At 63.6% G+C, this 26,053-nt stretch carries 27 protein-coding genes, 1 tRNA gene and 1 riboswitch; of the genes, 14 read left to right on the forward strand and 14 right to left on the reverse strand.

Translation table 11 applies throughout. The features are described from left to right. Nucleotides 1-12: 12 nt before the first annotated feature. The 3 genes from pstB (at nucleotide 13) to phoB (ending at nucleotide 2,477) form a co-directional block, all read left to right on the forward strand. Nucleotides 13-828 carry a phosphate ABC transporter ATP-binding protein PstB gene (pstB, locus tag C1A35_RS02360; RefSeq protein WP_104662739.1) on the forward strand — a complete coding sequence of 272 codons (816 nt, stop codon included), beginning with the start codon at nucleotides 13-15 and terminating at the stop codon, nucleotides 826-828. Nucleotides 829-878: 50 nt separating this feature from the next. After that, complete coding sequence (gene phoU, locus C1A35_RS02365; RefSeq protein ID WP_089043230.1) at nucleotides 879-1,592, forward strand: phosphate signaling complex protein PhoU; 714 nt, start codon at nucleotides 879-881, stop codon at nucleotides 1,590-1,592. A 201-nt stretch (nucleotides 1,593-1,793) separates the two neighbouring features. After that, nucleotides 1,794-2,477: a phosphate regulon transcriptional regulator PhoB gene (gene phoB / locus C1A35_RS02370; RefSeq protein WP_034797168.1), complete on the forward strand. Its 684-nt coding sequence runs from the start codon at nucleotides 1,794-1,796 to the stop codon at nucleotides 2,475-2,477. Between the two features lie 68 nt (nucleotides 2,478-2,545). Here phoB and C1A35_RS02375 read toward each other — a convergent pair whose 3' ends face one another. Beyond that, nucleotides 2,546-3,067, reverse strand: a complete 522-nt coding sequence (locus C1A35_RS02375; protein ID WP_104662740.1) for a GcrA family cell cycle regulator — start codon at nucleotides 3,065-3,067, stop codon at nucleotides 2,546-2,548. Nucleotides 3,068-3,487: 420 nt separating this feature from the next. On the opposite strand from C1A35_RS02375, the gene C1A35_RS02380 reads away from it, so the two are divergent. From C1A35_RS02380 to C1A35_RS02390, 3 genes are all read left to right on the forward strand, one after another. Next, complete coding sequence (locus tag C1A35_RS02380; protein WP_104662741.1) at nucleotides 3,488-4,687, forward strand: aspartate aminotransferase family protein; 1,200 nt, start codon at nucleotides 3,488-3,490, stop codon at nucleotides 4,685-4,687. A gap of 103 nt (nucleotides 4,688-4,790) precedes the next feature. Further along, a complete protein-coding gene (argF, locus tag C1A35_RS02385) occupies nucleotides 4,791-5,708 on the forward strand; it encodes an ornithine carbamoyltransferase (RefSeq protein ID WP_104662742.1) in 918 nt (305 codons plus the stop codon). 241 nt (nucleotides 5,709-5,949) lie between these two features. Continuing rightward, nucleotides 5,950-6,939: an Hsp33 family molecular chaperone gene (locus C1A35_RS02390; protein ID WP_104662743.1), complete on the forward strand. Its 990-nt coding sequence runs from the start codon at nucleotides 5,950-5,952 to the stop codon at nucleotides 6,937-6,939. Nucleotides 6,940-7,092: 153 nt separating this feature from the next. Here C1A35_RS02390 and apaG read toward each other — a convergent pair whose 3' ends face one another. Beyond that, nucleotides 7,093-7,485: a Co2+/Mg2+ efflux protein ApaG gene (gene apaG, locus C1A35_RS02395; protein WP_057248107.1), complete on the reverse strand. Its 393-nt coding sequence runs from the start codon at nucleotides 7,483-7,485 to the stop codon at nucleotides 7,093-7,095. Here apaG and C1A35_RS02400 point away from each other — a divergent pair. Further along, nucleotides 7,484-7,711, forward strand: coding sequence for a hypothetical protein (locus C1A35_RS02400; protein WP_104662744.1), 228 nt, complete (start codon nucleotides 7,484-7,486; stop codon nucleotides 7,709-7,711). The two genes, apaG and C1A35_RS02400, sit on opposite strands and share 2 nt — an antisense overlap. A gap of 2 nt (nucleotides 7,712-7,713) precedes the next feature. Here C1A35_RS02400 and C1A35_RS02405 read toward each other — a convergent pair whose 3' ends face one another. Further along, on the reverse strand, nucleotides 7,714-8,898 hold the full coding sequence (locus C1A35_RS02405; RefSeq protein ID WP_104662745.1) for an O-succinylhomoserine sulfhydrylase: 1,185 nt from the start codon (nucleotides 8,896-8,898) through the stop codon (nucleotides 7,714-7,716). Between the two features lie 44 nt (nucleotides 8,899-8,942). Continuing rightward, nucleotides 8,943-9,021: riboswitch (SAM riboswitch) on the reverse strand. A gap of 74 nt (nucleotides 9,022-9,095) precedes the next feature. On the opposite strand from C1A35_RS02405, the gene C1A35_RS02410 reads away from it, so the two are divergent. From C1A35_RS02410 to C1A35_RS02425, 4 genes are all read left to right on the forward strand, one after another. Further along, complete coding sequence (locus C1A35_RS02410; protein WP_104662746.1) at nucleotides 9,096-10,193, forward strand: 2'-deoxycytidine 5'-triphosphate deaminase; 1,098 nt, start codon at nucleotides 9,096-9,098, stop codon at nucleotides 10,191-10,193. Nucleotides 10,194-10,274: 81 nt separating this feature from the next. Further along, a tRNA-Gly gene (locus C1A35_RS02415) sits at nucleotides 10,275-10,349 on the forward strand. Between the two features lie 141 nt (nucleotides 10,350-10,490). Then, nucleotides 10,491-11,324: a transporter substrate-binding domain-containing protein gene (locus C1A35_RS02420; protein WP_104662747.1), complete on the forward strand. Its 834-nt coding sequence runs from the start codon at nucleotides 10,491-10,493 to the stop codon at nucleotides 11,322-11,324. A gap of 311 nt (nucleotides 11,325-11,635) precedes the next feature. Next, entirely contained in the window at nucleotides 11,636-12,439 is an 804-nt protein-coding gene (locus tag C1A35_RS02425; RefSeq protein WP_158664942.1) for a hypothetical protein, read from the forward strand. Between the two features lie 173 nt (nucleotides 12,440-12,612). On the opposite strand, the gene C1A35_RS02430 is transcribed toward C1A35_RS02425, so the two are convergent. From C1A35_RS02430 to C1A35_RS02440, 3 genes are read right to left on the reverse strand one after another with little or no spacing between them, the layout of a single operon-like run. Then, nucleotides 12,613-13,023, reverse strand: coding sequence for a tellurite resistance TerB family protein (locus C1A35_RS02430; protein WP_104662749.1), 411 nt, complete (start codon nucleotides 13,021-13,023; stop codon nucleotides 12,613-12,615). A gap of 56 nt (nucleotides 13,024-13,079) precedes the next feature. Continuing rightward, a complete protein-coding gene (locus tag C1A35_RS02435) occupies nucleotides 13,080-13,928 on the reverse strand; it encodes a thermonuclease family protein (protein WP_104662750.1) in 849 nt (282 codons plus the stop codon). 13 nt (nucleotides 13,929-13,941) lie between these two features. After that, complete coding sequence (locus tag C1A35_RS02440) at nucleotides 13,942-14,595, reverse strand: S24 family peptidase (RefSeq protein WP_104662751.1); 654 nt, start codon at nucleotides 14,593-14,595, stop codon at nucleotides 13,942-13,944. Between the two features lie 186 nt (nucleotides 14,596-14,781). Between C1A35_RS02440 and C1A35_RS02445 the strand changes: the two genes are divergently transcribed. Further along, on the forward strand, nucleotides 14,782-15,864 hold the full coding sequence (locus tag C1A35_RS02445) for a calcium:proton antiporter (protein WP_440271489.1): 1,083 nt from the start codon (nucleotides 14,782-14,784) through the stop codon (nucleotides 15,862-15,864). 27 nt (nucleotides 15,865-15,891) lie between these two features. On the opposite strand, the gene C1A35_RS02450 is transcribed toward C1A35_RS02445, so the two are convergent. Then, nucleotides 15,892-16,401, reverse strand: coding sequence for a winged helix-turn-helix transcriptional regulator (locus C1A35_RS02450; protein ID WP_104662753.1), 510 nt, complete (start codon nucleotides 16,399-16,401; stop codon nucleotides 15,892-15,894). A gap of 134 nt (nucleotides 16,402-16,535) precedes the next feature. Between C1A35_RS02450 and C1A35_RS02455 the strand changes: the two genes are divergently transcribed. Then, nucleotides 16,536-17,000: an SRPBCC family protein gene (locus tag C1A35_RS02455; protein ID WP_104662754.1), complete on the forward strand. Its 465-nt coding sequence runs from the start codon at nucleotides 16,536-16,538 to the stop codon at nucleotides 16,998-17,000. A gap of 71 nt (nucleotides 17,001-17,071) precedes the next feature. On the opposite strand, the gene C1A35_RS02460 is transcribed toward C1A35_RS02455, so the two are convergent. After that, complete coding sequence (locus tag C1A35_RS02460; RefSeq protein ID WP_104662755.1) at nucleotides 17,072-17,653, reverse strand: LysE family translocator; 582 nt, start codon at nucleotides 17,651-17,653, stop codon at nucleotides 17,072-17,074. Between the two features lie 216 nt (nucleotides 17,654-17,869). Between C1A35_RS02460 and C1A35_RS02465 the strand changes: the two genes are divergently transcribed. Continuing rightward, complete coding sequence (locus C1A35_RS02465; RefSeq protein ID WP_104662922.1) at nucleotides 17,870-18,754, forward strand: DMT family transporter; 885 nt, start codon at nucleotides 17,870-17,872, stop codon at nucleotides 18,752-18,754. 20 nt (nucleotides 18,755-18,774) lie between these two features. On the opposite strand, the gene C1A35_RS02470 is transcribed toward C1A35_RS02465, so the two are convergent. The 6 genes from C1A35_RS02470 to C1A35_RS02495 form a co-directional block, all read right to left on the reverse strand. Next, nucleotides 18,775-19,608, reverse strand: coding sequence for a methyltransferase domain-containing protein (locus C1A35_RS02470; protein WP_104662756.1), 834 nt, complete (start codon nucleotides 19,606-19,608; stop codon nucleotides 18,775-18,777). Between the two features lie 73 nt (nucleotides 19,609-19,681). Then, nucleotides 19,682-20,110: a GNAT family N-acetyltransferase gene (locus tag C1A35_RS02475; RefSeq protein ID WP_104662757.1), complete on the reverse strand. Its 429-nt coding sequence runs from the start codon at nucleotides 20,108-20,110 to the stop codon at nucleotides 19,682-19,684. Between the two features lie 159 nt (nucleotides 20,111-20,269). After that, nucleotides 20,270-22,486 carry an FAD-dependent oxidoreductase gene (locus C1A35_RS02480; RefSeq protein ID WP_104662758.1) on the reverse strand — a complete coding sequence of 739 codons (2,217 nt, stop codon included), beginning with the start codon at nucleotides 22,484-22,486 and terminating at the stop codon, nucleotides 20,270-20,272. Between the two features lie 11 nt (nucleotides 22,487-22,497). Further along, entirely contained in the window at nucleotides 22,498-22,911 is a 414-nt protein-coding gene (locus tag C1A35_RS02485; RefSeq protein WP_104662759.1) for a YbaY family lipoprotein, read from the reverse strand. 2 nt (nucleotides 22,912-22,913) lie between these two features. Beyond that, complete coding sequence (locus C1A35_RS02490) at nucleotides 22,914-24,122, reverse strand: acetyl-CoA C-acetyltransferase (RefSeq protein ID WP_104662760.1); 1,209 nt, start codon at nucleotides 24,120-24,122, stop codon at nucleotides 22,914-22,916. Nucleotides 24,123-24,187: 65 nt separating this feature from the next. Next, complete coding sequence (locus tag C1A35_RS02495; RefSeq protein ID WP_104662761.1) at nucleotides 24,188-25,984, reverse strand: acyl-CoA dehydrogenase C-terminal domain-containing protein; 1,797 nt, start codon at nucleotides 25,982-25,984, stop codon at nucleotides 24,188-24,190. Nucleotides 25,985-26,053 lie beyond the last annotated feature (69 nt).

Consider the following 26,053-nt stretch of genomic DNA (forward strand, 5'->3'; position numbering starts at 1 on the left):
GAGGTAATTACTATGAACATCATGTCAGAAGCAGCCGTCGAGAAAGCCTTGGATCAGAAAATGAACACCGTGCCCTACAAGATGATCGGCAAGGATGTGTCGGTCTATTACGGCGAGAAGCGCGCGCTTTTCGACGTCAACCTCAACATCCGCGAGAACACCGTCACGGCGCTGATCGGTCCTTCGGGTTGCGGCAAGTCGACCTTCCTGCGTACACTGAACCGCATGAACGACACGATCGAGAACTGCCGCGTCACCGGCAAGATCACGCTCGATGAGGACGACATCTACGATCCGACCATCGACGTCGTCGAACTGCGCGCCCGCGTCGGCATGGTCTTCCAGAAGCCGAACCCGTTCCCGAAGTCGATCTACGACAACGTCGCCTACGGTCCGCGCATCCACGGGCTTGCCCGCACCAAGGCGGATTTCGACGAAATCGTCGAGACCAGCCTGCAGAAGGCGGGCCTGTTCAACGAGGTGAAGGATCGTCTGCACGAGCCGGGCACCGGTCTTTCCGGCGGCCAGCAGCAGCGCCTGTGCATCGCCCGTGCTGTCGCCGTCAGCCCGGAAGTCATCCTGATGGACGAGCCCTGCTCCGCCCTCGATCCGATCGCGACCGCCAAGGTCGAGGAGCTGATCCACGAGCTGCGCACGAACTTCACGATCGTCATCGTGACCCACTCGATGCAGCAGGCCGCCCGCGTCTCGCAGCGCACCGCCATGTTCCACCTCGGCAACCTCGTCGAGGAGAACGACACCGACAAGATGTTCACCAATCCGGATGACCAGCGCACCCAGGATTACATCATGGGCCGCTTCGGCTGAGGCCGCATAAGGCTGCAACAGTAACTGCAAAGCGCCCGTAAGGATCGACGATCATGTCCATGCATATCATGTCCGCCTATGACGAAGAACTGAAGTACCTGACGCGCCGCATCTCGGAGATGGGCGGTCTTGCCGAGCAGATGGTCGCCGAGTCCGTCCGCGCGCTGGTCAATTCCGACCTGGCTCTCGCACAGAAGGTGATCTCGGACGACACCGTTCTCGACGACGCCGAGCGCCAGATCGGCGAGAAGGCGATCGTTACGATCGCCAAGCGCCAGCCGGTCGCCGCCGACCTGCGCGAGATCATGGGGTCGATCCGCATCGCCTCCGATCTGGAGCGCGTCGGCGACCTTGGCAAGAACACCGCCAAGCGCGTGATCGCGGTCGCCGGCTCCGGCATCCCGCGCAAGCTCGCCCGCGGCCTCGAGCATCTCGCTGAACTGGCTCTGGTCCAGCTCAAGGAAGTGCTTGACGTCTACGCCTCGCGTTCGCCGGAAAAGGCCAACAGCATTCGCGAACGCGACGAGGAGATCGATGCGATCTACACCTCGCTGTTCCGCGAGCTCCTGACCTACATGATGGAAGATCCGCGCAACATCACGCCCTGCACGCATCTTCTGTTCTGCGCCAAGAACATCGAGCGCATCGGCGACCACGCGACCAACATCGCCGAGACGATCTATTACATGGCGACGGGCGCCCAGCCGGAAGGCGAGCGTCCGAAGGATGACACCACGTCGACGCTGGGCTCGGTCAACGACTGAGCGCCAAGCGCGCCGTAAGCATGCATGCCCTTTGAAATCTGATCCGGTCGCGGCTTCGGTCGCGGCCCCGAATTCCTGTATCTGAGCATGCGGTTTTCGCCCCGCCTTTGAAAACGGCGGATGTGCTCCAGATTTAGAGTGTCTGAGCGCCGGCCGGGCCGATGAGCCCAAAGGCCGCCCGCGGTAAGGAGACGTTACCTGATGTTGCCAAAAATCGCCGTAGTCGAAGACGAAGAGGCGCTGAGCGTTCTGCTGCGTTACAATCTGGAAGCCGAAGGCTTCGACGTCGATACGATCCTCAGGGGCGACGAGGCGGAGATCCGGCTTCAGGAGCGGCTGCCCGACCTCTTGATCCTCGACTGGATGCTGCCCGGTGTTTCCGGCATTGAACTTTGCCGCCGGCTGCGCCAGCGCCCGGAGACCGAACGTCTGCCGATCATCATGCTGACGGCGCGCGGCGAGGAAAGCGAGCGCGTCCGGGGTCTGGCGACCGGTGCCGACGACTATGTGGTGAAGCCCTTCTCGACGCCGGAGCTGATGGCGCGCGTCAAGGCGATGCTGCGCCGGGCAAAGCCCGAGGTGCTGTCGACGCTGCTTCGCTGCGGCGACATCGAGCTCGACCGCGAGACCCATCGTGTTCATCGCCGCAGCCGCGAAGTGCGCCTCGGCCCGACCGAGTTCCGCCTGCTGGAATTCCTGATGTCTTCTCCGGGCCGGGTCTTCTCGCGCTCGCAGCTGCTCGACGGTGTCTGGGGCCATGACATCTATGTCGACGAGCGCACCGTCGACGTGCATGTCGGCCGCCTGCGCAAGGCGCTGAACTTCTCGAACATGCCCGATGTCATCCGCACGGTTCGTGGCGCCGGATACTCGCTCGAAAGCTGAGTGGCCTGAAAATCGCCAACAAAAAAGGGGCCGATCGGCCCCTTTTTCTTTTGATGCTGTGTGGGTGCTTAGCGCATCCGCCGACGCTCGGCCGACGGCTGGTAGGCAAGCCGTGCATGGAAGCTGCAATAGGGCGAGGATTCCGGGGAATCGTTGCCGCAGAAGTGGAACTCCTCCTTCAGCGGGTCGCCGATCGGCCACTTGCAGGTGCGCTCGGTCAGCTGGGTCAGCTCCAGGCGGCGCGACATCGGAACGACAACGTCGGTCCGGGTGCTGAAATCCTGTTCGGCAACGAGATCGACTTCGATCTCTTCCTTGAGCACGACAGCGCCAGCGGGACGGGCAACGGGACGGGCCGAAACGCGCGAGGCGTAGTTCGGAGCACGGGGCGCCGAGGTCGGACGCTTCGGACGGGCCGCCGTGGTGGTGCTGCCGCCGGCCTTGGCGCGGCCCGGCAGGCTCAGGCGGTGAACCTTGCCGATGACAGCGTTACGGCTGACGCCGCCGAGCTGTGCCGCGATCTGGCTTGCGCTCAGGCCCTCGGACCAAAGCTTCTTCAGTTTCTCCACCCGCTCGTCAGTCCAGTTCATTTCTGCACTCTCCGTTCTCAGCGTTGGGGATGGCAGAATCCCTCACCGCACCCCGGCTGAACCCCGGGGTTGCAAACGCGATAACTCTTTTGGTGACTAGGTCCGCCGCATGCGTCTAGTAATTGAATGTTAACGTACTGACCGCCGGACTCCGTGGCAAGAGTCCCGGGAATCGCGCCGAATCGATTTCGTAGTTTTCCCCAACTTGCTCGGCCGGCGTTGCATTTTTGCAAGCCCTCTTTGAGGATTTTTCTTTCGCCAGGAATCGGGTCTTCATGCTGCGCTGCAAGGCTTGGTTTTGTTGACATTGCAGCGCGAAATGGGAATAGTGCCTGCGCCGCCGAAAGGCGGCATTTTTGATTTTTATCGGCCCGCGTGAGGCGCGGGACCGGTGTGATCTGGAGTGAAGGAGAGCCTCGCATGACTGCAACCACGCCGCTTTACGATACCTACATGCGCGCGCCGTTGCGTTTCGAGCGAGGAGAGGGCGTCTGGTTGATCGCCGAGGACGGCACGCGCTATCTCGACTTCGGCGCCGGCGTTGCCGTGAATTCGCTCGGCCACGGGCATCCGCACCTCGTCGAGGCGCTGAAGGCACAGGCAGACAAGGTCTGGCACCTGTCCAACATCTATGAAATCCCGGGCCAGGAAAGCCTCGGCCGGCGGCTGACGGCGGTGACCTTTGCCGACAAGGTGTTCTTCACCAATTCCGGCGCAGAGGCGCTGGAGTGCGCGATCAAGACGGCACGGCGTTATCACTTCGCCAAGGGCCATCCGGAGAAGTTCCACGTCATCACCTTCGAGGGCGCGTTCCATGGCCGCACGATCGCGACCGTCGCAGCCGGCGGTCAGCAGAAGTACATCGAAGGCTTCGGGCCGAAGGCTCCGGGTTTCTACCAGGCGCCGTTCGGCGACATCGCCGCCGTCAAGAACGCCATTACGGAAGAAACGGCAGCGATCCTGATCGAGCCGATCCAGGGCGAGAGCGGCATCCGCCCGGCGACCAAGGAGTTCATGCAGGAACTGCGCGCGCTCTGCGACGAGTTCGGCCTGCTTCTGATCCTGGACGAGGTTCAGACGGGCGTCGGCCGCACCGGCAAGCTGTTTGCCTATGAATGGGCGGACATCCGGCCGGATATCATGGCGGTCGCCAAGGGCATCGGCGGCGGCTTCCCGTTCGGCGCCTGCCTCGCGACGGAAGAGGCCGCATCTGGTATGGTGGCGGGCACGCACGGCTCCACATACGGCGGCAATCCGCTGGCGATGGCCGTCGGCAATGCGGTGCTGGACGTCGTACTGGCAGATGGGTTCCTGACGCATGTGCGCGATGTCGCGCTCGTCTTCCGCCAGGGCCTCGCGTCGCTCAAGGACCGCTTCCCCGATGTCATCGAGGAGATCCGCGGCGACGGCTTGATGCTGGGGATCAAGGTGAAGGGTCCTTCGGCCGATCTTCTGAAGGAAATCCGCGCGGAAAAGCTCCTGGCCGTGCCGGCCGGCGAGAACGTGCTGCGCCTGCTGCCGCCCTTGACGATAACGGCGGAGGAAGCCCGCGAGGGCCTTGCACGCATCGAGCGCGCCGCCGAGGCGGTCAGGAAGGCGAGCGGCAACGCCGCCGCCTGACGGTCAGGCCTTAAAGCCGACCCAGGCGTTAGAATGACCTTCGTGCTGGCGCGTGATTGCGTGCCGCACCGGGGATCGATTTTTCAGACAGGAACCGAGTACGATGGCAGGCACCAGACATTTTCTCGATCTTTCGGCCATGACGGCCACCGACCTCCGGACGATCATCGACGATGCGCGCGTCCGAAAGGCGGCGACCAAGGCCGGGACCGCCGAGAAGCCGCTCGCCGGCAAGATGCTGGCGATGATCTTTGAAAAGCCCTCGACCCGCACGCGCGTTTCCTTCGATGTCGGCATGCGCCAGCTCGGTGGCGAAACCCTGTTTCTTTCGGGCACCGAAATGCAGCTCGGCCGCGCCGAGACGATCGGCGACACCGCCAAGGTGCTTTCGCGCTATGTCGATGCGATCATGATCCGCACTACCGACCACCGCCGTCTTCTGGAGCTGGCCGAGCACGCGACGGTCCCCGTCATCAACGGCCTGACCGACGATACCCATCCCTGCCAGATCATGGCCGATATCCTGACCTTCGAGGAACATCGCGGACCGGTGAAGGGCAAGACGATTGCCTGGACCGGTGACGGCAACAATGTCCTGCATTCGCTGATCGAAGGCTCTGCCCGTTTCGGCTACCGCATGAACATGGCAGTGCCGCTCGGCTCCGAGCCGCAGGACAAGTTCCTGAACTGGGCGCGCAACAATGGTGGCGAGATCCTCCTGTGCCACGACGCTGAACAGGCCGTCGCAGATGCCAACTGCGTTGTCACCGATACCTGGATCTCGATGAACCAGGAGCATCGCGCCCGTGGCCACAACGTCTTCCAGCCCTACCAGGTCAACGAAGCGCTGATGAAGCGTGCGGCCTCCGATGCGCTGTTCATGCACTGCCTGCCGGCGCACCGCGGCGAAGAGGTGACCGACGAGGTCATCGACGGCCCGCAATCGGTGGTGTTCGACGAGGCGGAAAACCGGCTGCATGCGCAGAAGTCGGTCATCGCCTGGTGCATGGGGCTCGTCTGAGCTGCCGTCGGGCGGGCTCTTGACATTGCCGGTCGGCGACACGATCTAGGCCGCATGCGGGGCGCGCTCCTGAGACCAGTGCAGCGCCAACCGTCATCGGCGGTGTGCGGCGCAATGGGCGAACGGCACATGCCTGGTGGACAATCCGTTCATCGCGGGATCAATTAAGGCAGCGGGCAGGTTTGCGCGGGGAGAGAGATGTTCCGCGCGCAGTCTGGTTGGCTGAGGCAAGGAGCAAGATATGACCGACATGACGCCAGGGCTGGGTGAGTTCGACTTCGCCGGTGACGATCACGTCGTGCCTTTCCAGGTGGAAGGTCTCGACGTGCGCGGCCGCGCCGTGCAGCTCGGCCCGATGCTGGACGCAATTCTCGAGCGCCACAACTACCCGCTTCCGGTCGCGCGCCTGGTTGCCGAAACCGTCGTGCTCACGGTTCTGCTCGGCACGTCGCTGAAATTCGAAGGCAAGCTGATCGTCCAGACGCAGGGCGATGGCCCGGTTGATCTGGTGGTTGCCGATTTCTCGACGCCGGATCGCGTGCGCGCCTATGCCCGCTACGATCAGGACGCGTTGGCGGCCGCCGAAAAGGACGGCCGGACGCTTTCGCACGAGCTGCTCGGCAAGGGCGTGCTCGCCTTCACCATCGACCAGGGCGCTCACACCCAGCGTTACCAGGGTATCGTGGCGCTCGACGGCGCGACGCTCGAAGACATCGCCGGCGTCTATTTCCGCCAGTCGGAGCAGATCCCGACCAAGGTGCGCCTTGGTGTGGCCGAGCTTCTGGATCGCGATGAAAACGGCAAGCCGCGCCACCGCTGGCGTGCCGGCGGCATGGTCGCGCAGTTCCTGCCGGAAGCGCCGGAGCGCATGCGCCAGCCGGACCTTTCCGGCGGTGACGGCGACGATGGAGAAAACGCGTTCGAGGACGACGATCTCTGGGCCGAAGCCAAGGTGATGGTCGAGACGATCGACATGGACGAGCTGACGGATCCGATGGTCGGGACCGAGCGGTTGCTCTATCGCCTGTTCCACGAGCGCGGCGTTCGCGTCTATGAGCCGCAAGCGGTTTATGACCGTTGCAGCTGCTCGCGCGAGAAGCTTCGCTCGGTGCTGTCCAACCTGAACACGGAGGACCTCGAAAGCACCATCGAAGACGGCGCCGTGCAGGTCACGTGCGAGTTCTGCTCGACGACCTACCGCTTCGAGGCAAGCGAGGTGCGCCCGCAGTAGAACGTGTGGCGGCGTGGCTCGATCTTGGATCAGTCGACCAGGTTTGCAGGTGATACAACACAACGAGACGGGAAGTGTGCGATCAACCCGCGCGCTTCCCGTTTTCGTTTGGACCAAGGGAGGATCCGGTTTGCAGATTTCGCAGCGGCGCCCCTAGTTGAGCGTGCGCACCAGGCCGGGTGAATCGAGCGAAAAGGCCGGAATGGCGACGTTGAAGGTCTCGCCGCCCTCGGCTTCCATGCTGTAGTGGCCGAACATGACGCCCGACGGCGTATCCAGCGGGCACCCGGAGGAATATTCGTAGGTATCGCCGGGATTGAGCAGCGGTTGCTCGCCGATGACGCCCGGACCGCTGACTTCGTCGACCTGTCCATTCTCGTCGGTAATGTGCCAGTAGCGGGTCATCAGCCGGACGGCCGCATCCGAATGGTTCGAGATGACAATGCGGTAGCCCCAGACATAGCGGCCATCATCCGGATCCGACTGCTCTTCGAGATAGTACGGCTCCACCGTAACTTCTATGTCGCGGGTCAAAGCGCGATACATGGGCATCACCTTGCTTCAGGTCTTTCAGGGTATTCTACAGCAAGATGGTTTCGTCAAGAATAACGGCAAGATTGTGCGGTCCCAACATGGGACGGGTGGCCATCTTGGTGTGTTTGGACGGGTGAAATGCGCGTGGCGGATCGGCCCTGCGCCGCTGGCGAGCCTTGCGGTGATCGCCAGCAAACATTGGTGGCCGCCGTTCGTCACGGCGGCCGTGTCTTCGTAACCTCAGGCCTTCACGGCCTTCAGGGCGCGCGCGAAATCCTCGACGACATCGTCGCTGTCCTCGATGCCGGCGGAGAAGCGCACGGTGCCGGCGGAAATGCCGAGCTCTTCGCGTGCCTCGTCGGTCAGGTTCTTGTGCGTGGTCGTGGCCGGATGGGTGATCAGGCTCTTGCTGTCGCCGAGATTGTTGGAGATGCGCACGATCTCCAGCGCGTTCTGCAGCGCGAAGGCCGCATCTTTGCCGCCCTTCAGTTCGAAGGCGACGAGGGTGGAGCCGCCGGTCATCTGCTTGGCGATGATGTCGGCCTGCGGATGATCCTTGCGGCCGGGATAGATGACCTTGGCCACCTGCGGCTGTTCCGCCAGGAAATCGGCGACGCGGCGGGCGGTTTCCGTCTGCTGCTTGACGCGCAACGGCAGGGTCTCGATCCCCTTCAGCAGCGTCCAGGCATTGAACGGCGACATGGCCGGGCCGGTGTGGCGGAAGTAGTCGTGCAGGTTCTCGTTGATCCATTCCTTGTCGGAAAGCACGACGCCGCCTAGGCACCGGCCCTGGCCGTCGATATGCTTTGTCGCGGAATAGACGACGATATGGGCGCCGAGCTCCAGCGGCTTCTGGAAGAGCGGCGTCGCAAAGACGTTGTCGACGACGACCTTGGCGCCGATCTGGTTGGCGAGCTTGGCGACGCCGGCAATGTCGATGACTTCGAGCGTCGGGTTGGTCGGGCTTTCGAGAAAGAAGACCTTGGTGTTCTTCTGGATCGCCTTTTCCCAGTTCTTAAGGTCGCGGCCGTCGACGAGCGTGCACTCGATGCCGTATTTCGGCGCCAGCGTCTCGACGACCCAGCGGCAGGAGCCGAAGAGGGCGCGGGCGGCAACGATGTGGTCGCCGGCCTTCAGCTGGCAGAGGATCGCCGCGGAAACGGCGGCCATGCCCGAGGCCGTGGCGCGTGCGTCCTCCGCACCTTCCAGCATGCACATGCGCTTCTCGAACATGTCGTTGGTCGGGCTGCCGTAGCGTGCGTAGATGAAGCCGTCGGTTTCGCCCTTGAAGCGCGCTTCGGCCGCTTCCGATGTCTCGTAGACAAAGCCCTGGGTGAGGAAGATCGCCTCGGAGGTCTCGCCGTGTTGGGAGCGGGTGGTTCCGCCATGGACCAGTTGCGTTGCCGGGCGCCAGTTTTTGCTCATGTGACGGTCACTTTCAAAAACAAAAAAACCGGCCGCGTGAAGGGCCGGTTTGACACCCGGCCTTTTTAGCTACTTGTTTAACGTGGCTGCAAGCCGACCGGCCAAATCACCACGGGATAAAGCTTCAATACTGCCAGGGTGCGCTTGCGTCAATTCCCGGAGTTTGGTTTTGTCTCGCAACTGAAAAGAGGACTGCAATGGGCCGCAATACCGGGATTTTGGCCGATCGCGCGATCGCCGCGCTGTTCGAATCGGGACGCCTGAAGAGCGAGAAGCCGCTGGATGACGATCAGATCCAGCCGGCAAGCCTGGACCTGCGCCTCGGCGCCAAGGCCTTCCGGGTCCGCGCGAGCTTCATGCCGGGTCCGTCCCACCTTGTTGCCGACAAGCTCGACCGGCTGAAGCTGCACGTGGTCGACCTGACCGATGGTGCGGTGCTGGAAACCGGCTGTGTCTACATCGTGCCGCTGATGGAGAGCCTGGCGCTGCCCGAGGGCATGTCGGCCTCGGCCAACCCGAAGAGCTCGACCGGCCGCCTCGACATCTTCACCCGCGTCATCACCGACCGGGCCCAGGAATTCGACAAGATCCCGGCCGGCTACAGCGGTCCGCTCTATCTCGAAATCAGCCCGCGCACCTTCCCGATCGTCGTGCGCCGCGGCTCGCGCCTGTCGCAGATCCGCTTCCGCATGGGCCACTCGATCCTGTCGGAGCAGCAACTGCAGGCGCTGCACGAGAGCGACGTGCTGGTGGCAAGCGACAAGCCCAATGTCAGCGGCGGCGGCATCGCGCTGTCGATCGACCTCAAGGGCACCGGGCCCGAGGGCCTGATCGGCTATCGCGGCAAGCATCACACCGCCGTCATCGACGTCGACAAGAAGGCGCAGCATGCGATCTTCGACTTCTGGGAGCCGCTCTACAGCCGTGGCCGCGACGAGCTGATCCTCGATCCGGACGAGTTCTACATCCTGGTGTCACGCGAGGCGGTGCATGTGCCGCCGCTCTTTGCCGCCGAGATGACGCCGTTCGATCCGCTGGTCGGCGAATTCCGCGTGCATTATGCCGGCTTCTTCGATCCGGGCTTCGGCCATGCGTCTGCTGGCGGCACGGGCAGTCGTGCGGTGCTGGAAGTGCGCAGCCATGAGGTGCCGTTCATCCTCGAACACGGCCAGATCGTCGGCCGCCTGATCTACGAACACATGCTGGAACGCCCTGATGGTCTCTATGGTCTCGGCGTCGGCTCGAATTACCAGGCGCAGGGCCTGAAACTCTCGAAGCATTTCCGCGCCGAGTAGGGGATTTCGCAGCGACCCTCGCGCGATCCCGCGCAAGGGTCCTTGACAGATCGCCCCGGTTCGGGAAATTTCGCAGGCACCGCGGGTGTAGTTCAGCGGTAGAACGCCAGCTTCCCAAGCTGGATGTCGTCGGTTCGATCCCGATCACCCGCTCCATTCCTTCCTGACCAAGCCGTTGCCTCCGTGTCGCAAGGCCTATGGCCAGTTGCGATGCGGGCGGTTAACTTGGAACGCGATGAATCATCCCGCGGTTCTAAGGGCCGCATCTGACACACGAGACGTGCCGGCCCGCTGCCCATGAGACTTTTTTCCCTGTTTGCCCTTTGCGCATCCTTGATCGCGACGCCGCTTGCGGCCGCGGCTGAGGACCTGCCCACCCTCTTTGATGCGCGTGAACGCATCGCCAAGCCCGATCTGACCGGGCTTGCACGCCTGCGCTTCCTGACGACGGTGGACTTTCCGCCGTTCAACTTCATCGACCAGTCCGGCAAGCTTTCGGGCTTCCACGTCGATCTCGTACGCGAGATCTGCCGCGAGCTCGACATCGAAGCCAAGTGCCAGATCCAGGCGGTGACCTATGCGGAACTGCTGCCGGCGCTGGAAGAGGGGCAGGGCGAGGCGGTCGCCGCCGGCATCGCCGTCGGGCCGGAGCTGCGCCAGCGCTTCGGCTTTTCGCGCGCCTTCATGCGGCTCCCGGCGCGTTTCGCCGTCAACAGCAAGGCGGCCGGCGCCGTCACCGCGCCGAAGGATCTTAAGGGAAAGCCGGTCGGCGTCGTCGCCGGCACCACGCATGAGGCGATGTTCAAGGCGTTTTTCCCGAAGATCGAAGCCAAGGTCTTTCCGGATCGCGACGCCATGCTGGCGGCGCTCAAGAAGGGCGAGGTGCCGGCGGTCTTTTCCGACGGCATGCAGCTCTCCTTCTGGATTTCGGGCACGACCGCCGGCGGCTGCTGCGCGCTCGTCGATGGCGCCTATTTCTCGCAGCGCTTCCTCGGCGAAGGCCTGACGATCATGAACCGCAAGTCGGAGCCGGCTCTGACCCAGGCGATCGACCACGCGCTGCTGGCCCTGTCGCGCAGCGGCCGGCTGGAGGAGATCTACCTGCGCTACTTCCCGAACGGGATCTACTGAGCATAGGCCCCTGGTGGGAGACTTGGAGCGAGGGGCGCGCACCTCAGTTTGGTATCTGCCCAATGCGCACTCGGTTCAGGGAATCCGCATGTCCTTCAGGCGCGCCATCGACGTACCATTATCAGGGGTGGTGTCGTCGTAAATCAGTAATCGCTATTGTTGTATTTCGTTTACAGTCCATTAATACTCTACCGGTGTATTTGGCAGGAATTGCCCTCTTTGGTAGAAATGCGATCGACATGAACCGTTGATCCGTCGGCCTCCTCGGCAGCCCATGACAGGCGAACGAGACGCAAGAAAACGGACAGGCCATGACCGCGATCCTTCCCGCCCACGCCGCATTGACCATTCTCCAGCAAAAAACTCCGGACGCGGCCGCAAGAAAGAGCGCAACGGATGCCATTCTGGACATCGTTGGCGCAAGAACCGAAGCGCGCAACAGGACGGAAACCGTCGCCAATGCCGCGGCAAGACCAGCCGCAGTCGTAGCCGCGCCAGAGCCCAGGGGACCGAGGGCCGTTGGCGGTACCGTTTCTTCCGAAATATCCCCTGCCCATAAAAGTGCCATGACCACAGCAGCCCAGCTTGAATTCCGGCCAATAGCGGCAACAGTAGAGCATGCGGAAATCTTTGCCGGCGGCCTCGCGCGCGACATCGACGACTACAATGGCAAGTTTGAAACGAAGACGATCTGGAGCCGTGCGGAATACGAGGCCCATGTCAGAAGTGGGGAAGCCGACCGGATCGCCAAAGGCGAGGATGCGGACGCCGCCAGAAAGCAGACAGAGTTCCTTCTGAGCGATAAACTCTACGACAACTACGTAAGGCGAGCCACGTCTGACAACTACTGGCTCAACCGCAACTCAAACGATGCCGCGTACAATCTCGTAAACGGTGCGGCGCAGCGCTTCAGCCATTCCTTCGGGGTCGAAGTTCCCATCAGCTATGACGAATCCGGCCGAGCCAGGCTCGGTGCCTTTGACGTCCACTATGAGAGCGGAGCCAAGATGCTGAGCTACAATGAGGATGGTTCGATGACGAGCTACAACCAGGATGGGACGGTACGCCTGTCGCTTGCTCGTGCACGGGACGCGCGGGATTACATTGAAGCTTGAAGATGCAACCGACCGCTTTATCCACTTGAGTGTCGGGGGGCCTTTTGGCGCGCTCCCTCGACCGCACGGTTCCTTTAATCGCAGCCGATTGAGGGACGAAAACACATAGGAACTGGGGCGTTGTCTGCGCCCGGTCGTCAGCGTGCAGCGGGGGCACCGTGCTGCGACATGCCTTACCGCCGGAAACGGGCAAGCGCCCCGCGTTCGATCGCCGCACAGGTGAGCTTGTCGAGGCCGAGACGGTCGCGCAGCAATTGCAGCAGCCGGATTTCTTCGTTGCGGATGCGCTGGTCGGCGGCCGCGATCTCGACGGCAAGCGCGTAGGCCGTCTCGTGGAACTTCTCCGGCAGTGCCTCGCGCACGATCTCGAGCACGATGTCGAGCCCCTCGGGCGCCGCCAGCTGCGCCGAACATTCGTGGCCGATATGGACGAGGCTGTCCTCGTCGAAGCCGTCGAACACTGGAAGGAACTGTACCAGCCGGCCGATGCGGGCGAACTCGTCGTCGCTCATCTCGCGGTCGACCGCCGACATCATCACCATGACATAGACGAGGGCTTCGTGGTGGCTGAGGCTTGGCAGCATGGGGTTTTCCGGCGGTGCGATCGAAACGGCTGAGAGCTGGGTGTTATCGCGGCTGTTTACAAGTCCGGCTGCGGGGTGTCCACCTCGATGCCGAGGGTCGGGTCGTCGAACGTCATCGGTGTGTGGCTGAGGTCGCGCGGGTCGTCGCCGTAAAAACCGAGCCTTGCCTGGCGTGCCGCATCGGCGCGCTTCTCAAGGGCCGAGCCGGCGACCGGCGTCGCCCAGCCATTGTCGACGAGCCAGGTGGCGAGATCCTGTCCGCCGAGCGTGCAGGATGCCATGGCCGAAGGGCCGGAGCCTCCCTCGGGCAGGTCGCAGCTGACCGCGCGTGCGCGCAGGAAGTTCCTGAAGGCGGTCCGCGCGACGATGCCGCAGGGCCAGCTCTTGCCGCCGCTTTCGCAGGTTCTCTCCGGCTGTTCCGGCTCGATCCCGTCGATCTGCAGCGTCAGCTTGTCGAACTGGATGACGCCGGCAGCGACTGCCACCGGGCGATAGAGGACGGTCGGTCCGGCGGCTTTCGCTTCCTTCTTCGGCTCCGATAGCGGCGCGCGCGGTTCCACCCGTTCGAGCGGCGCGCTGGTGACGGTGTCGGGCAGGCCGAACTGTTGCGGCTCTATGGCGCGCGCGGCCTTTTCCGTCGTCGTGGTGCCCTGCGGTTGCTCGCCGGTCGCCGCCGCGCCGGGTTGGTTCGCACGATCCAAGGGCGTGCCGAGGTCGAGCGGGACGTCGTCGCCGGCCTCGTCCGGCGTCGCCTCGAAATCCGTCATGTCGGGTGTTTCGAGAACGAGGTCCGGTGTGGCGGCGGTCTCACGGTCGCGGATGGCGGCGGCGCCCGCATAGAGGATGCCGGTGAAAAGCGCGATTGCGGCGATGCCGCCGGCAAGGGTGTAGAAATGTCGCCGCATCGGCAAGGACGTCCTATTGGCTGGCCCAGATGATCCGGGCGATCCACTCGATCTGGCTGGTCTCGAAGCTCCGGTTCGGATGTTCGGGATTGAGGGACAGAAGCTCGATCATGCGCGGCGTCTGGCGCGTCAGCACCTTCGCCATGACCTCGCCTTCACGTGTCTTCACCACGACCCGATCGCCGCGTCGGACCGGCGCGCCGGGATCGACGATCAGGATGTCGCCGTCGCGATAAAGCGGCAGCATGCTGTCGCCCTGAACGCCGAGCGCATAGGTGCCGCTGCGCTTTTCCGCATCAGTCGGAAAGTCGATGACATCCCAGCCCTGGCCAGCCGGAAAGCCGCCGTCATCGAAGAAACCGCCCGCGCCCGCCTGGGCAAAACCGATCAGCGGGATCGTCGCGGCCGCCGCCGGCTCTAGGGACGATGGCCCCTCATCCGGCTGCAGCAGGCTTGTGAACTGGTCCATGGTGGCGCCGGTCGCCTCCAGCACCTTGGCGATCGATTCCGTCGAGGGCCAGCGTTCCCGCCCGTCGGCCGACCGGCGCTTGGATTTGTTGAAGGAGGTCGGGTCGAGGCCGGCACGGCGCGCGAGACCGGACGGCGAGAGCTGATGGCGCTCGGCCAGGGTATCGATAGCGTGCCAGATCGTGCCGTGAGACAACATGACGAAAGATCCGGGCCGGGCAGGCGGCCGCTTGCTGGTTTGTTCGCCGGTACACTACCGAAACGCCGCGAGGCGGTAAAGAATCAGGAGGAAAATAGTCCTCTTCCCGTCATTTGCATTGAAGGGCGCGGCCCCTATAGTTCGGATGACGGGCTGGACGGGCTTTCGGTGGAGGGCGTTTTGTTGATGCGCATGAAAGCGGAACGCCTGCTGATCGTCGCCCTGCTTGCCGCGGTCGCGGGGCTTGCGCTCGAAGGCCGGCTTCTCGGGATGGGACGCTTCGCGACGCTTGTCAGCGCCGGTTGTCTGGTGGCCGCGATCGTGCTTGCGTCGCTGCGGGTGGCGCATCACGCCGAGGTGCTGGCGTCCAAGGTCGGCGATCCCTATGGCACGATGATCCTGACGCTCTCGGCGGTGCTGGTCGAGGTTGTGGTGCTGGCGATCATGATGACGAGCGAGACCTCGCCGACGCTGGTGCGCGACACGATCTATGCGGCGGTCATGCTCGACATCAACGGCATCCTCGGCCTGGCGGCGCTGCTCGGAGGGCTGAAGCATGGCGAGCAACCCTACAACGACGATTCCGCCCGCACCTACAGCGTGATGATCCTGACGGCGATGGGGATTTCGATGATCGTCCCGGAGTTCGTGCCGGCGGCGAAGTGGCACTATTATTCCGCTTTCACCATCGGCGCGATGATCACGCTTTACGCCCTGTTCCTGCGCATGCAGGTGGGCGTGCACAGCTATTTCTTCAGCTACAGCTATCCGAAAGCCAAGGGCGAGGGCAGCGCGCTACAGGATACCGGCGACCAGCCGGTGCTGCCTTCGATCCTCACCTTGATCTTCGGCATCGTCGTGATCGGCGTGCTGGCAGAAACAATGTCGGCGCTGCTGACGTCGGGTCTGAAGGGCAGCGGCGCACCGCCGGCCGTCGCCGCCATCGTGGTGGCGGCGATCTCGGCCTCGCCGGAGATCATGACCGCGATGCGGGCAGCCCTTGCCAACCGCATGCAGGCGGTCGTCAACATCGCGCTCGGTGCTTCGCTGTCGACCGTCATTCTGACGGTGCCGGTGATGGAGGCGATCGCGCTTTACACCGGCCAGCCCTTCCTGATGGCGATGTCGCCGGTGCAGACGGTCATGGTGGCGATCACCTTGATCGTTGCCGCCATCAATCTCAACGACGGCCAGACCAACGCGATCGAGGGCATGACGCATTTCGTGCTGTTCGCCACCTTCGTCATGCTCTCGGCGATCGGGCTCTGAGCGGATGACGGGCCCGGTCGTCTGGTGTCAGGCTGTTGCCTTTTCGCGCGCTTTCCTGGCGACCACCTCCTCATAGGCGGCCTGGAGCGTGGCGCGCACCCGCGGCGGTCCGTCGAGCGGGGTGCCGAGATGATCGTGCCGCAGCTCGTCCATGAAGCGGTCCCAGAGCGCCGGCCCGCCGTTCTCCATGAGCTCGGCGCGAATGCTCAGCTCCTCGCTGACCGGCAGGTAACGCCGCCCCCAGGCGCCGAGCTGGGCCATGATCGGCACCAGCGCAATCGTCATTTCCGTCAGGCTGTAGATCGCCTTCTGCTTGTGCGTGGGATCATCGCGCCTGGTCAGCATCCTCTGTTCGACCAGCATCTTCAGGCGGTCCGCCAGGATGTTCGACGAGATGCCCTCCTGGGATCGCAGCAGCTCGCGAAAGTGCCGTTTGCCGCCGAAGATCATGTCGCGAATGATCAGCAGGCTCCATTTGTCGCCGAACACTTCCAGCGAAAGATTGATCGGGCAACCCGAGCGCATGTCGTCCTTCATTGGCACCTCTTTAAAACCGCTTGCATTATCGCATCACTGGCGCTAACGTTCAACTGCTTTCAAAGTTATAGCAGTTCATAAATTGAACCAGTTAAAGATAGGCCATCGGTTTTCCGGCCCGGAGGAGGAAAGACATGACTGACAGATCCGTGGAACATGCAAGCTTCACCATCGAGCGGAGCTTCAAGGCGACGCCGGAACAGGTGTTCAAGGCGTTCTCGGAGCCGGCCGCAAAGGAACGCTGGTTCGTCAATGTGGAAGCCGGGGCCAAAATCACCCATGACTTCCGCGTCGGCGGGCGTGAGAGCGGTCGTTTCAGCCAGGACGACGGGACGACCTATTGCGACGACACCGTCTATCTCGACATCGTCGAGAACCGGCGGATCATCTTTGCCTACACGATGACGCAGAACGACCGGAGGATTTCCGCCTCCGTCGCCACGGTCGACATCCGGCCCGCCGGCGGTGGCACGCAGCTCGTCTTTACCGAACAAGTGGCCTTCCTCGACGGGCTCGACAAGCTCGAGTATCGGCGCGGAGGCTGGGAAGAGTTGATGGAGGCGCTGGCCAAGGAACTCGGCGAGACGGTTGCCGCCTGAGGCACACCGATTGGCCGCGCATCGCGATCGATATCCCGCAGGACACACGCGTTGGTCCTGCGGGATTTTTTCTAGTGCATGGCCGCAATCGCGCTGCCGGCGATCCCGACGGAAAAAAGCGTGAGGCAGACGGCGGCGATCCGGCGCGGCAGATGCGAGGCCGACAAGCCTTTCGACATCTGTACCAGCATGCTGCCGGCGCCGATCCAGGTGGATCCGACGGCGACGACCAACAGCGAGAAGCAGGCGATCCAAGGCCAGACGGCTGCAAGTCCGGTCTGCGGCAAGAGCACCAGGGCGACGATCAGCGCCTTCGGATTGAGCAGCGTCGTGATGAAGACCTGACGGATGGAGATGACGGCGCCCTCGCTGCGCTCGGCATCCGTGGTCCAGAGCGCATAGGCGAGATAGAGAACCCAAGTTGCGGCGACGAGCCTGAGCGCCAGGCCGAGCTGCGGGTGTGCGGCGAGGAAAGGCGCGAGAAGCGCGACCGACGGTATGATCACGGCGAGATAACCGCCGAGCTCACCGGCAAGCAGGGGCAACGAACGGCGGAAGCCGGCCGATGCGCCGGAGAGCCAGAGCAGCGTGTTCGTCGGTCCTGGTGTCGCGAGCAGGACGAGGGCGGCAAGGGCGAAGGCGAGCGGCTGCATGTCGTTGGACCTGTTTCGTGGTCGTTATCGCTGCCTTCTAGCAGCGGCGCAAGCGCCCGTTCTTGATCTCCATCAAGCCCGGTGCCCGATCGGCGCGGAGGCCATCCCAAGAAATCGCCACAGCGCCGCCTTGGCATGCCCCTTCCGCCTCCGCCGCGGCCGCGCTATCAGACGAGTTCCGCCGCTCCTCTCCCCGCCGGCGTGATCGAGGCTTCCATGAACAAGACCGTATTGTCAGGCATCGTCATGACGACGTTTTCCTATTTCCTGTTTTCGCTGCAGGATGCGTCGGTCAAATGGCTGGTCGTCGGCTATTCGGTCTGGCAGATCCTGTTTACCCGCAGCATCACCATCCTTGTGCTCTGCCTTGTCATCGGCCGCGGCAAGCTGGTGCGCAGCGCCGTCTCCTCGCCGGTAATCAAGCCGCTCTTCATACGCAACCTGTTGCTGCTGGCCGCCTGGCTTTGCTATTTCAACGCCGCGCGTGACCTCGGCCTCGCCGAAATGACGACGCTCTATTATGCCGCGCCGATTATCGTAACGTTGCTCGCCGTGCCGATCCTGAAGGAGGACGTGCCGCCGATCCGCTGGTTCGCCGTTTTCATCGGCTTCGTCGGCGTGTTGATTGCCTGCGATCCGCTCGGCACCGGCATGAAGCTGTCGCTGCCGGTGTTCCTGGCGCTGACAGCCGCTGTCTTCTGGGCGATTGGCACGGTTATGCTGCGCAAGACCGCACTGCAGGAGGCGACCCTGGTGCAGATGACGATCTCCAACGTCTTCTTCATCGCCATGACCGGCCTTGCAGTCGGCTTCTTCTGGACGCCGCCGGCGCTCTTAGACGTCGCGCTTATGGCCGGGACCGGCGTCATTGCCGGCATCGCCCAGTACGCGCTTTTCGAGGGCATGCGCCGCGCGCCGATTTCGGTGATCGCGCCGTTCGAGTACACTTCGCTCGTCTGGGCCTTCGGCCTCGGCTTCCTGATCTGGGGCGATGTGCCGGCCATGAATGTCTTTGCCGGCGCTGGACTGATCTTTGCCGCCGGCCTGCTGATCATCGTCGGCGAACGTCTGGCGCACCGGCGCGCCGGCGCCGCTGCCTAGGCGGCCCGAACGGGCACCTTTCACGCCTTGACGACGAGCGCCTCGGGGACGCGGCCGGTCAGCCGGAAGAACAGATGAGACGTCACGAGCACCTTCGGATCGGCAAGGTGCCGGTCGAGTGCGGCGAGATCGTCATCCAGTTCCGCCTGGCTGACGAAGCCTTCGGCGACGAGGCTGTCGCGGACATTGTTGATGAAATCCTTGAGGATCGGCCGGCGGTCGTGGCCGGGCGGGTAGACATGCTCGACCGCATCGACGGTGATCGCCTCGACACCGGCGTCCCGGAACAGCCGATGCAGCCGGCGGCCGATGTGGAGATCAATGCCTCTCGCCGCGGAATAGGCGATGTAGGCAGCCAGCAGCCGGTCCCAGGCGGCAAGCGGCGGATCGCAAATATGCGCCAGGAAGTCGGCCTCGAAGCTCGCGATCCAGCCGCCGGGTCTTACCAGCGATACCATTTCGAGCACGATAAGCTCCGGCCGCGGCACGTTGACGAGCACCAGCCGCATATGGGCCCCGTCGAAGGAGCGGCGTGGCAGGCCGGTGGCATAGGCGTCGCCTTCACGCACCTCCACCTGGGGGAGTGCGTGGCCGGCGACAAATCGGCGGGCAAGCGCGACGAAATGCGGGTCGCGCTCGATGCCGAGCACCGAGCCGGTCGGCCCGACGCGCTTGCCGATGAGATGCAGAACGCCGCCGGGACCGCAGCCGAGATCGACGACGCGTTCGCCCGGCCTGATGCCGACCCTTTCGAGTTGCTGGTCGGAGTCAGGGGCGAGATTGGCAATCTGTCGCTTCAGGCGTTCTTCCTCGGGCCCGGCGCGCCCAAGCAGATAGAGATCAGGCTCGCTCATGGCGTGTCCCCCTCTGACCTCGGCGAGGATGCGCCTGTGTCCGAAGCTCGTCAATCAGAAGATGCTGATAAGCTTAATGCGCCTCGGACGTCATAAAGCGGCGTTCGGCGGTTTCCTCATAGATGACAAGGCCTTCGCGGCGATAGAAGGCAACCGCCGGGTTGGTGGTGAGCACGCTGAGGCGCAAGGGCAGGCCGATCGATACAGCCTCTGCAAGTACCCGCCTCAGAGCGAAAGCGCCATGGCCGCGCTTCTGATGGCCGGGCGCGACATAGAGCTTGTTGACCCAGAGATGGTCTTCGCGCCGCGTCACCGAAACACAGCCGACATCCTCTCCGTCTGCGACGATGATGCGGTGCTCATCAAGGGGCAACGCATCCGCCGGACGCGGCCGCCAGTTGCCCCAGAGCGCGATGGCATAGGCGCGCATGCAGGCCTCTTCGAGCCAGTGTAGATAGGATTCGTCGCCGGCTATGGCGGGGCGGAGGGCGGTTTTGTTCATGGCTTCGTCATGGGGCGCTGTTCAACCCGGATAGGCCTAGCACCGCAACTGTAACAGAGTGATGGCGTTCGCGCCGGGCTTCCGGCCAGGCCTCGAACAGGGCCGTGCCCAAACGAAAACAGGCCCCGAAGGGCCTGCTTCCAATACGTCGGGCGGAGCTTACGCCGCCTGCTTCTTCTCGCCATAGGGGTCGAAGCGGCCGTAGAAGGTTTCGCCGCGCTCGGCCATCTCCTTCAGGAGCGCCGTCGGCTTGAAGTGGTCGCCATAATCCTTGGCGAGCGTCTCGCACATCTTGACGAAGGCGTTCACGCCCATGCCGTCGATGTAGGAGAGCGTGCCGCCGGTATAGGGCGCAAAGCCGAAGCCGAGGATCGAGCCGACGTCGGCTTCGCGCGGATCGGTGACGATGCCTTCTTCCATGGTGCGGGCCGCTTCGAGCGCGATCGTCGCGAGGAAGCGGCTCTTCAGCACCTCGACGTCGATCGTGTCGGCGTTCTTCTGCGGATAGAGCGTCTTCAGCTCCGGCCACAGATACTTCTTGGCGGGCTTGGCCGGGTACTCGTAGAAGCCCTTGCCGTTCTTGCGGCCGCGACGGTCGAGTTCGTCGACGAGCTTGTTGATCAGCGCCAGGTGCTTGGGATCGACGGCCTTTTCGCCGAGGTCGGCGACGGTGGCCTTCAGGATCTTCTGGCTGAGGTCGATCGCCACTTCGTCGTTGAGCGACAGCGGGCCGACCGGCATGCCGGCCATCTTGGCGGCATTCTCGATCATCGCCGGCGGCACGCCTTCGATCAGCATGTCATAGGCTTCGTGGATGTAACGGAAGACGCAGCGGTTGACGTAGAAGCCGCGGGTGTCGTTGACGACGATCGGCGTCTTCTTGATCGCGGCGACATAGTCGAGTGCAGTGGCAAGTGCCTTGTCGCCGCTCTCCTTGCCGAGGATCACTTCCGTCAGCATCATCTTTTCGACCGGCGAGAAGAAGTGGATGCCGATGAACTGGCCGGGGCGCTTGGAGTTCTTGGCAAGGCCGGTGATCGGCAGCGTCGAGGTGTTGGAGGCAAAGATCGCGTCCTCGGCGAGGACAGCTTCCACCTTCTCGATCACGTCCTTCTTCACCTGGCGATCCTCGAACACCGCTTCGACGACGAGGCCGGCGCTCTTCAGATCGTTGTAGTCGGCCGAAGGCGTGATGCGGGCAAGCAGCGCTTCGCCTTCTTCCTTGGTCAGGCGACCCTTGCCGATCGAATCCTTCACCAGGCCTTCCGAATGCGCCTTGCCCTTTTCGGCCGCTTCCATATCGCGGTCGATCAGCGTGACAGTGATGCCGGCTGCGGCGGTCACATAGGCGATCGAGGCGCCCATGAAGCCGGCGCCGACGACGCCCACATGCTTGAACTCCGACTTCGGCACGCCGGCCGGACGGCGGGCGCCCTTGCCGAGCTCCTGCATCGAGACGAACAGCGAGCGGATCATCGAGAAGGCTTCGGTCGTCTGAAGGATCTCGGTGAAGTAGCGCTGCTCGATCTTGAGCGCGGTGTCGAACGGCACCTGCAGGCCTTCATAGACGCATTTCAGGATGGCGACGGCGCCCGGATAGTTGCCATAGGTTTCGCGGCGCAGGATGCCGGAAGCGGCCGGCCAGAGCTGGGCCGAGGCGGGCGTCCAGATGCCGCCGCCCGGAACCTTGTAGCCCTTTTCGTCCCAGGGCTGCACCGGCTTCAGGCCGTTCTTGATCATCGCCTTGGCGGCGTCGACGAGCTTGTCGGCGTCGACGACCTCATGCACGAGCCCAAGCGCCTTGGCGCGGGCGGCCGTCAGCGACGACCCCGTCGTCATCATCTGCAAAGCGTCCTGCGCATTGGTCAGGCGCGGCACGCGCTGGGTGCCGCCGGCGCCCGGGAAGATGCCGACCTTGACTTCCGGCAGCGCGATCTTCACCGACTTGGAATTGGAGGCGACGCGGCCGTGGCAGGCAAGCGAAAGCTCGAAGGCGCCGCCCATGCAGGTGCCGTTGATCGCCGAGACCCACGGCTTGCCCGAGGTTTCGAGCTTGCGGAAGAGCCCGGTCATGCGGCCGACCAGGTCGAAAAGCTTCTGGGCGGCGTTATCCGGATCCTTCTTCTTCTCCTCCTGCTGGAAGGTGAACATCGACTTGATCATCGACAGATCAGCGCCGCCGGAGAAACTCGACTTGCCGGAGGTGAAGACGACGCCCTTGACCGCGGCGTCTGCAGTCGTCTGGTCGACGATGGCGTTCAGTTCTTCCATCACCTCCTGGGTGAAGACGTTCATCGACTTCTCAGGCATGTCCCACGTGATAAGCGCGATGCCGTCGGCGTCGGTCTCGATCTTGAAATTGGTGTAATTCGTCATGGTTCTCCCCCTCAGTAGAGAATGGGTTCGATCTGCAGCGAGATATTCGATCCGCCGCTGTAACGTTGCTTGCTGGTGTTGGTGGCGATCAGCCGCCCGTCGCGCTCGACGCGGATGCTGAAGCCGGCGTCGACGGCCTTGTCGAGTTCGGGCTTCGGCACTTGCAGCACGAAGGGCACGCGGGTGGCCTTGCCGTCGCTGACGACCGATGTCTCGGCAATCAGCTTGGCAGCGACGTCCATCACGCCCTGCTCCTCGAGCCGGATCGTGACGGTGCCGGCCGGGACCGGGCCGCTCGCGACATTGGAGATCGCACCGGTGAGCGTGAAGCTGTTGCCGCCTTCTTCCTCGTCGGAGACGCAGCCGGCGGCTGCAAGCAGCCCCAGGCCCATCACCCCGAGAAGCGTGCGGCGCATCACGTCCATCGTCAGACCCTTTCGATGATCGTGGCCGTGCCCATGCCGGCGCCGATGCAGAGGGTGACGAGCGCGGTGTTGAGGTCGCGGCGTTCCAGTTCGTCGAGCACAGTGCCGAGGATCATCGCGCCGGTCGCGCCGAGCGGGTGGCCCATGGCGATCGCGCCGCCGTTGACGTTGATCTTGTCGTGCGGGATCTCGAAGGCCTGCATGTAGCGCAGCACGACGGCGGCGAAGGCTTCGTTGAGCTCGAACAGATCGATGTCCGACAGCTTCATGTCGGCGCGCTTCAGAAGCTTCTCGGTGACGTCGACCGGGCCGGTCAGCATCAGCGCCGGATCGGAGCCGATGTTGGCGAAGGCGCGGATGCGGGCGCGCGGCTTCAGGCCCATGCTCTCGCCGCCGGCCTTGGAGCCGAGCAGCACGGCAGCGGCACCGTCGACGATGCCGGAGGAATTGCCGGCGTGGTGCACGTAGTTGATCTTCTCGATTTCCGGATGCGCCTGGATGCCGACGGCTTCGAAGCCGCCCATTTCTCCCGGCATCTGGAAGGACGGGTTGAGCGAGGCGAGCGCCTGCATGTCGGTGCCCGGGCGCATGTGCTCGTCACGGTCGAGGATCGTCAGGCCATTCTGGTCCTTGAAGGGTACGACGGACTTCTTGAAATAGCCCCTGTCCCAGGCGTGCGCCGCGCGCTTCTGGCTTTCAACCGCATAGGCGTCGACGTCGTCGCGGCTAAAACCGTATTTGGTGGCGATCAGGTCGGCCGAAACGCCCTGCGGCATGAAAAAGGCCGGCAGATTGACCGAGGGGTCCATGAACCAGGAGCCGCCGGACATGCCGAGGCCGACGCGCGACATCGATTCGACGCCGCCCGCGATCACGATGTCGTCGGCGCCCTGGGCGATCTTGGCAGCGCCGAAATTGACGGCGTCGAGGCCGGAGGCGCAGAAGCGGGAAATCTGCATGCCGGGCGCACGGGTCGAGTAACCGGCTTCGAAGGCGGCAGCCTTCGGGATCACGGCGCCTGCGTCCATCACAGGATCGACGCAGCCCATGATGATGTCGTCGACGGTCGAAGTATCGAGGTCGTTGCGGTCGCGCACCGCTTCCAGCATCTTGGCGGCGAGCCGAACGGACGGCACTTCGTGCAGCGATCCGTCCTTCTTGCCACGGCCGCGCGGTGTGCGCACGTGGTCGTAAACGAAGACTTTCGTCATGTCTCATCTCCCTTTCGGCAGCACCATCCGGTACTGCCCGTCAAACACTTGTGAAATCGAACGCCTCAGAAGGCGGCCGCGTCGAGCGCCATCAGCGTGTCGGCGCCGGTTTCGATGCGGGCCTTGCGCAGCGCCGTTTCCGGCAGGATCCTTTCCATGAAGAAGGTCGCGGTGATCAGCTTGTTCTTCAGATAGTCTGCGCGCGCCGTTTCGCCAGAGGCAAGTTTTTCCTCGGCCGTCTTGGCGATCTTCGCCCACATGTAGCCGAGCACGACGAGGCCGAAGAGGTGCATGTAGTCGGTCGAGCCGGCACCGGCATTGTCAGGCTTGGCCATGGCGTTCTGCATGAACCACATGGTGGCGGCCTGCAGGTCGTTGAGGCCCTTCTTCAGTGCCTTGGTGTAGGCGGCGAGCTTCTCGTTGCTGCGGTTTTCCTCGCAGAAGTCGCCGATCTCCTTGAACAGCGCCATGACGGCGCGGCCTCCGTTGAGGCCGAGCTTGCGGCCGACGAGGTCGAGCGCCTGGATGCCGTTGGCGCCCTCGTAGATCATCGCGATGCGGGCATCGCGGACATACTGGCTCATGCCGTGTTCTTCGATGTAGCCGTGGCCGCCGAACATCTGCTGGGCCATGACGGCGTGGTCGAAGCCCTTGTCGGTCAGGACACCCTTGAGGATCGGCGTCATCAGCCCGAGGATGTCGTCGGCCGTCTGGCGGTCGGCGTCATTGTCGGAGCGGTGGGCGATGTCGGATTTCAGCGCCGTCCACAGCGTAAAGGCGCGGCCGGCTTCGTTGAAGGCCTTGATCGTCATCAGCGTGCGGCGCACGTCCGGATGCACGATGATCGGGTCGGCCTTCTTGTCCGGTGCCTTGGGGCCGGAGAGCGAGCGGCCCTGGATGCGGTCGCGTGCATAGTTGGCGGCGTTCTGATAGGCGATCTCCGCGATCGACAGGCCCTGCAGGCCGACGCCGAGGCGGGCCTCGTTCATCATCACGAACATGGCGTTGAGGCCCTTGTTCTCCGCGCCGATGAGGTAGCCCTCGGCCTCGTCATAGTTCATGACGCAGGTCGAATTGCCGTGGATGCCCATCTTGTGTTCGATCGCGCCGCAGGAAACGCCGTTGCGTGCGCCCGGTTCGCCGGCGGCATCGAGCTTGAACTTCGGCACGATGAACAGCGAGATGCCCTTCACGCCCTCCGGCGCGCCCTCGATACGGGCAAGCACCAGATGGATGATGTTGTCCGACATGTCGTGTTCGCCGGCGGAGATGAAGATCTTCTGGCCGGAAATCTTGTAGGCGCCGTTACCATCGGGCACCGCCTTGGTGCGCAGCAGGCCGAGGTCGGTGCCGCAATGCGGTTCGGTCAGGTTCATCGTGCCGGTCCAGGTGCCGGCGACCATCTTCGGCAGGTAGGCCTGCTTCTGTTCGTCGGTGCCGTGCACGAGGATCGCGGCGATCGCGCCCTGGGTGAGGCCCGGATACATGGTCAGCGCCATGTTGGCCGACGACATATACTCGCCGACGGCGGTGTGGAGCGTATAAGGCAGGCCCTGACCGCCGAATTCTTCCGGGACGGCAAGGCCGAGCCAACCGCCTTCGCGGTAGAGGTCGAAGGCTTCCTTGAAGCCTTTCGGGACGCTGACCGAACCGTCGTCGCGACGCTTGCAACCTTCCTGGTCGCCGGAAAGATTGACCGGGAACAGCGCTTCTTCGGCAAGCTTGGCCGCTTCGCCGACGATCGCTTCGATCATGTCCGGCGTCGCGTCGGCAAAGCCGGGCAGGTTGTTGTAGCGCTCGATGCCGAGCACGTCGTTCAGGATGAAGAGGGTATCGTCGACCGGGGCCTTGTAAATGGGCATTCTTTCCTCGCCTTTGGTGCTTCGGGCCGCCGTGTCTCGTCATCGACGCCCGGTTGCAGGATGCCGGAT

The sequence above is a fragment of the Ensifer adhaerens genome, assembly GCF_002940685.1.
Classification (GTDB): Bacteria; Pseudomonadota; Alphaproteobacteria; order Rhizobiales; family Rhizobiaceae; genus Ensifer; species Ensifer adhaerens_E.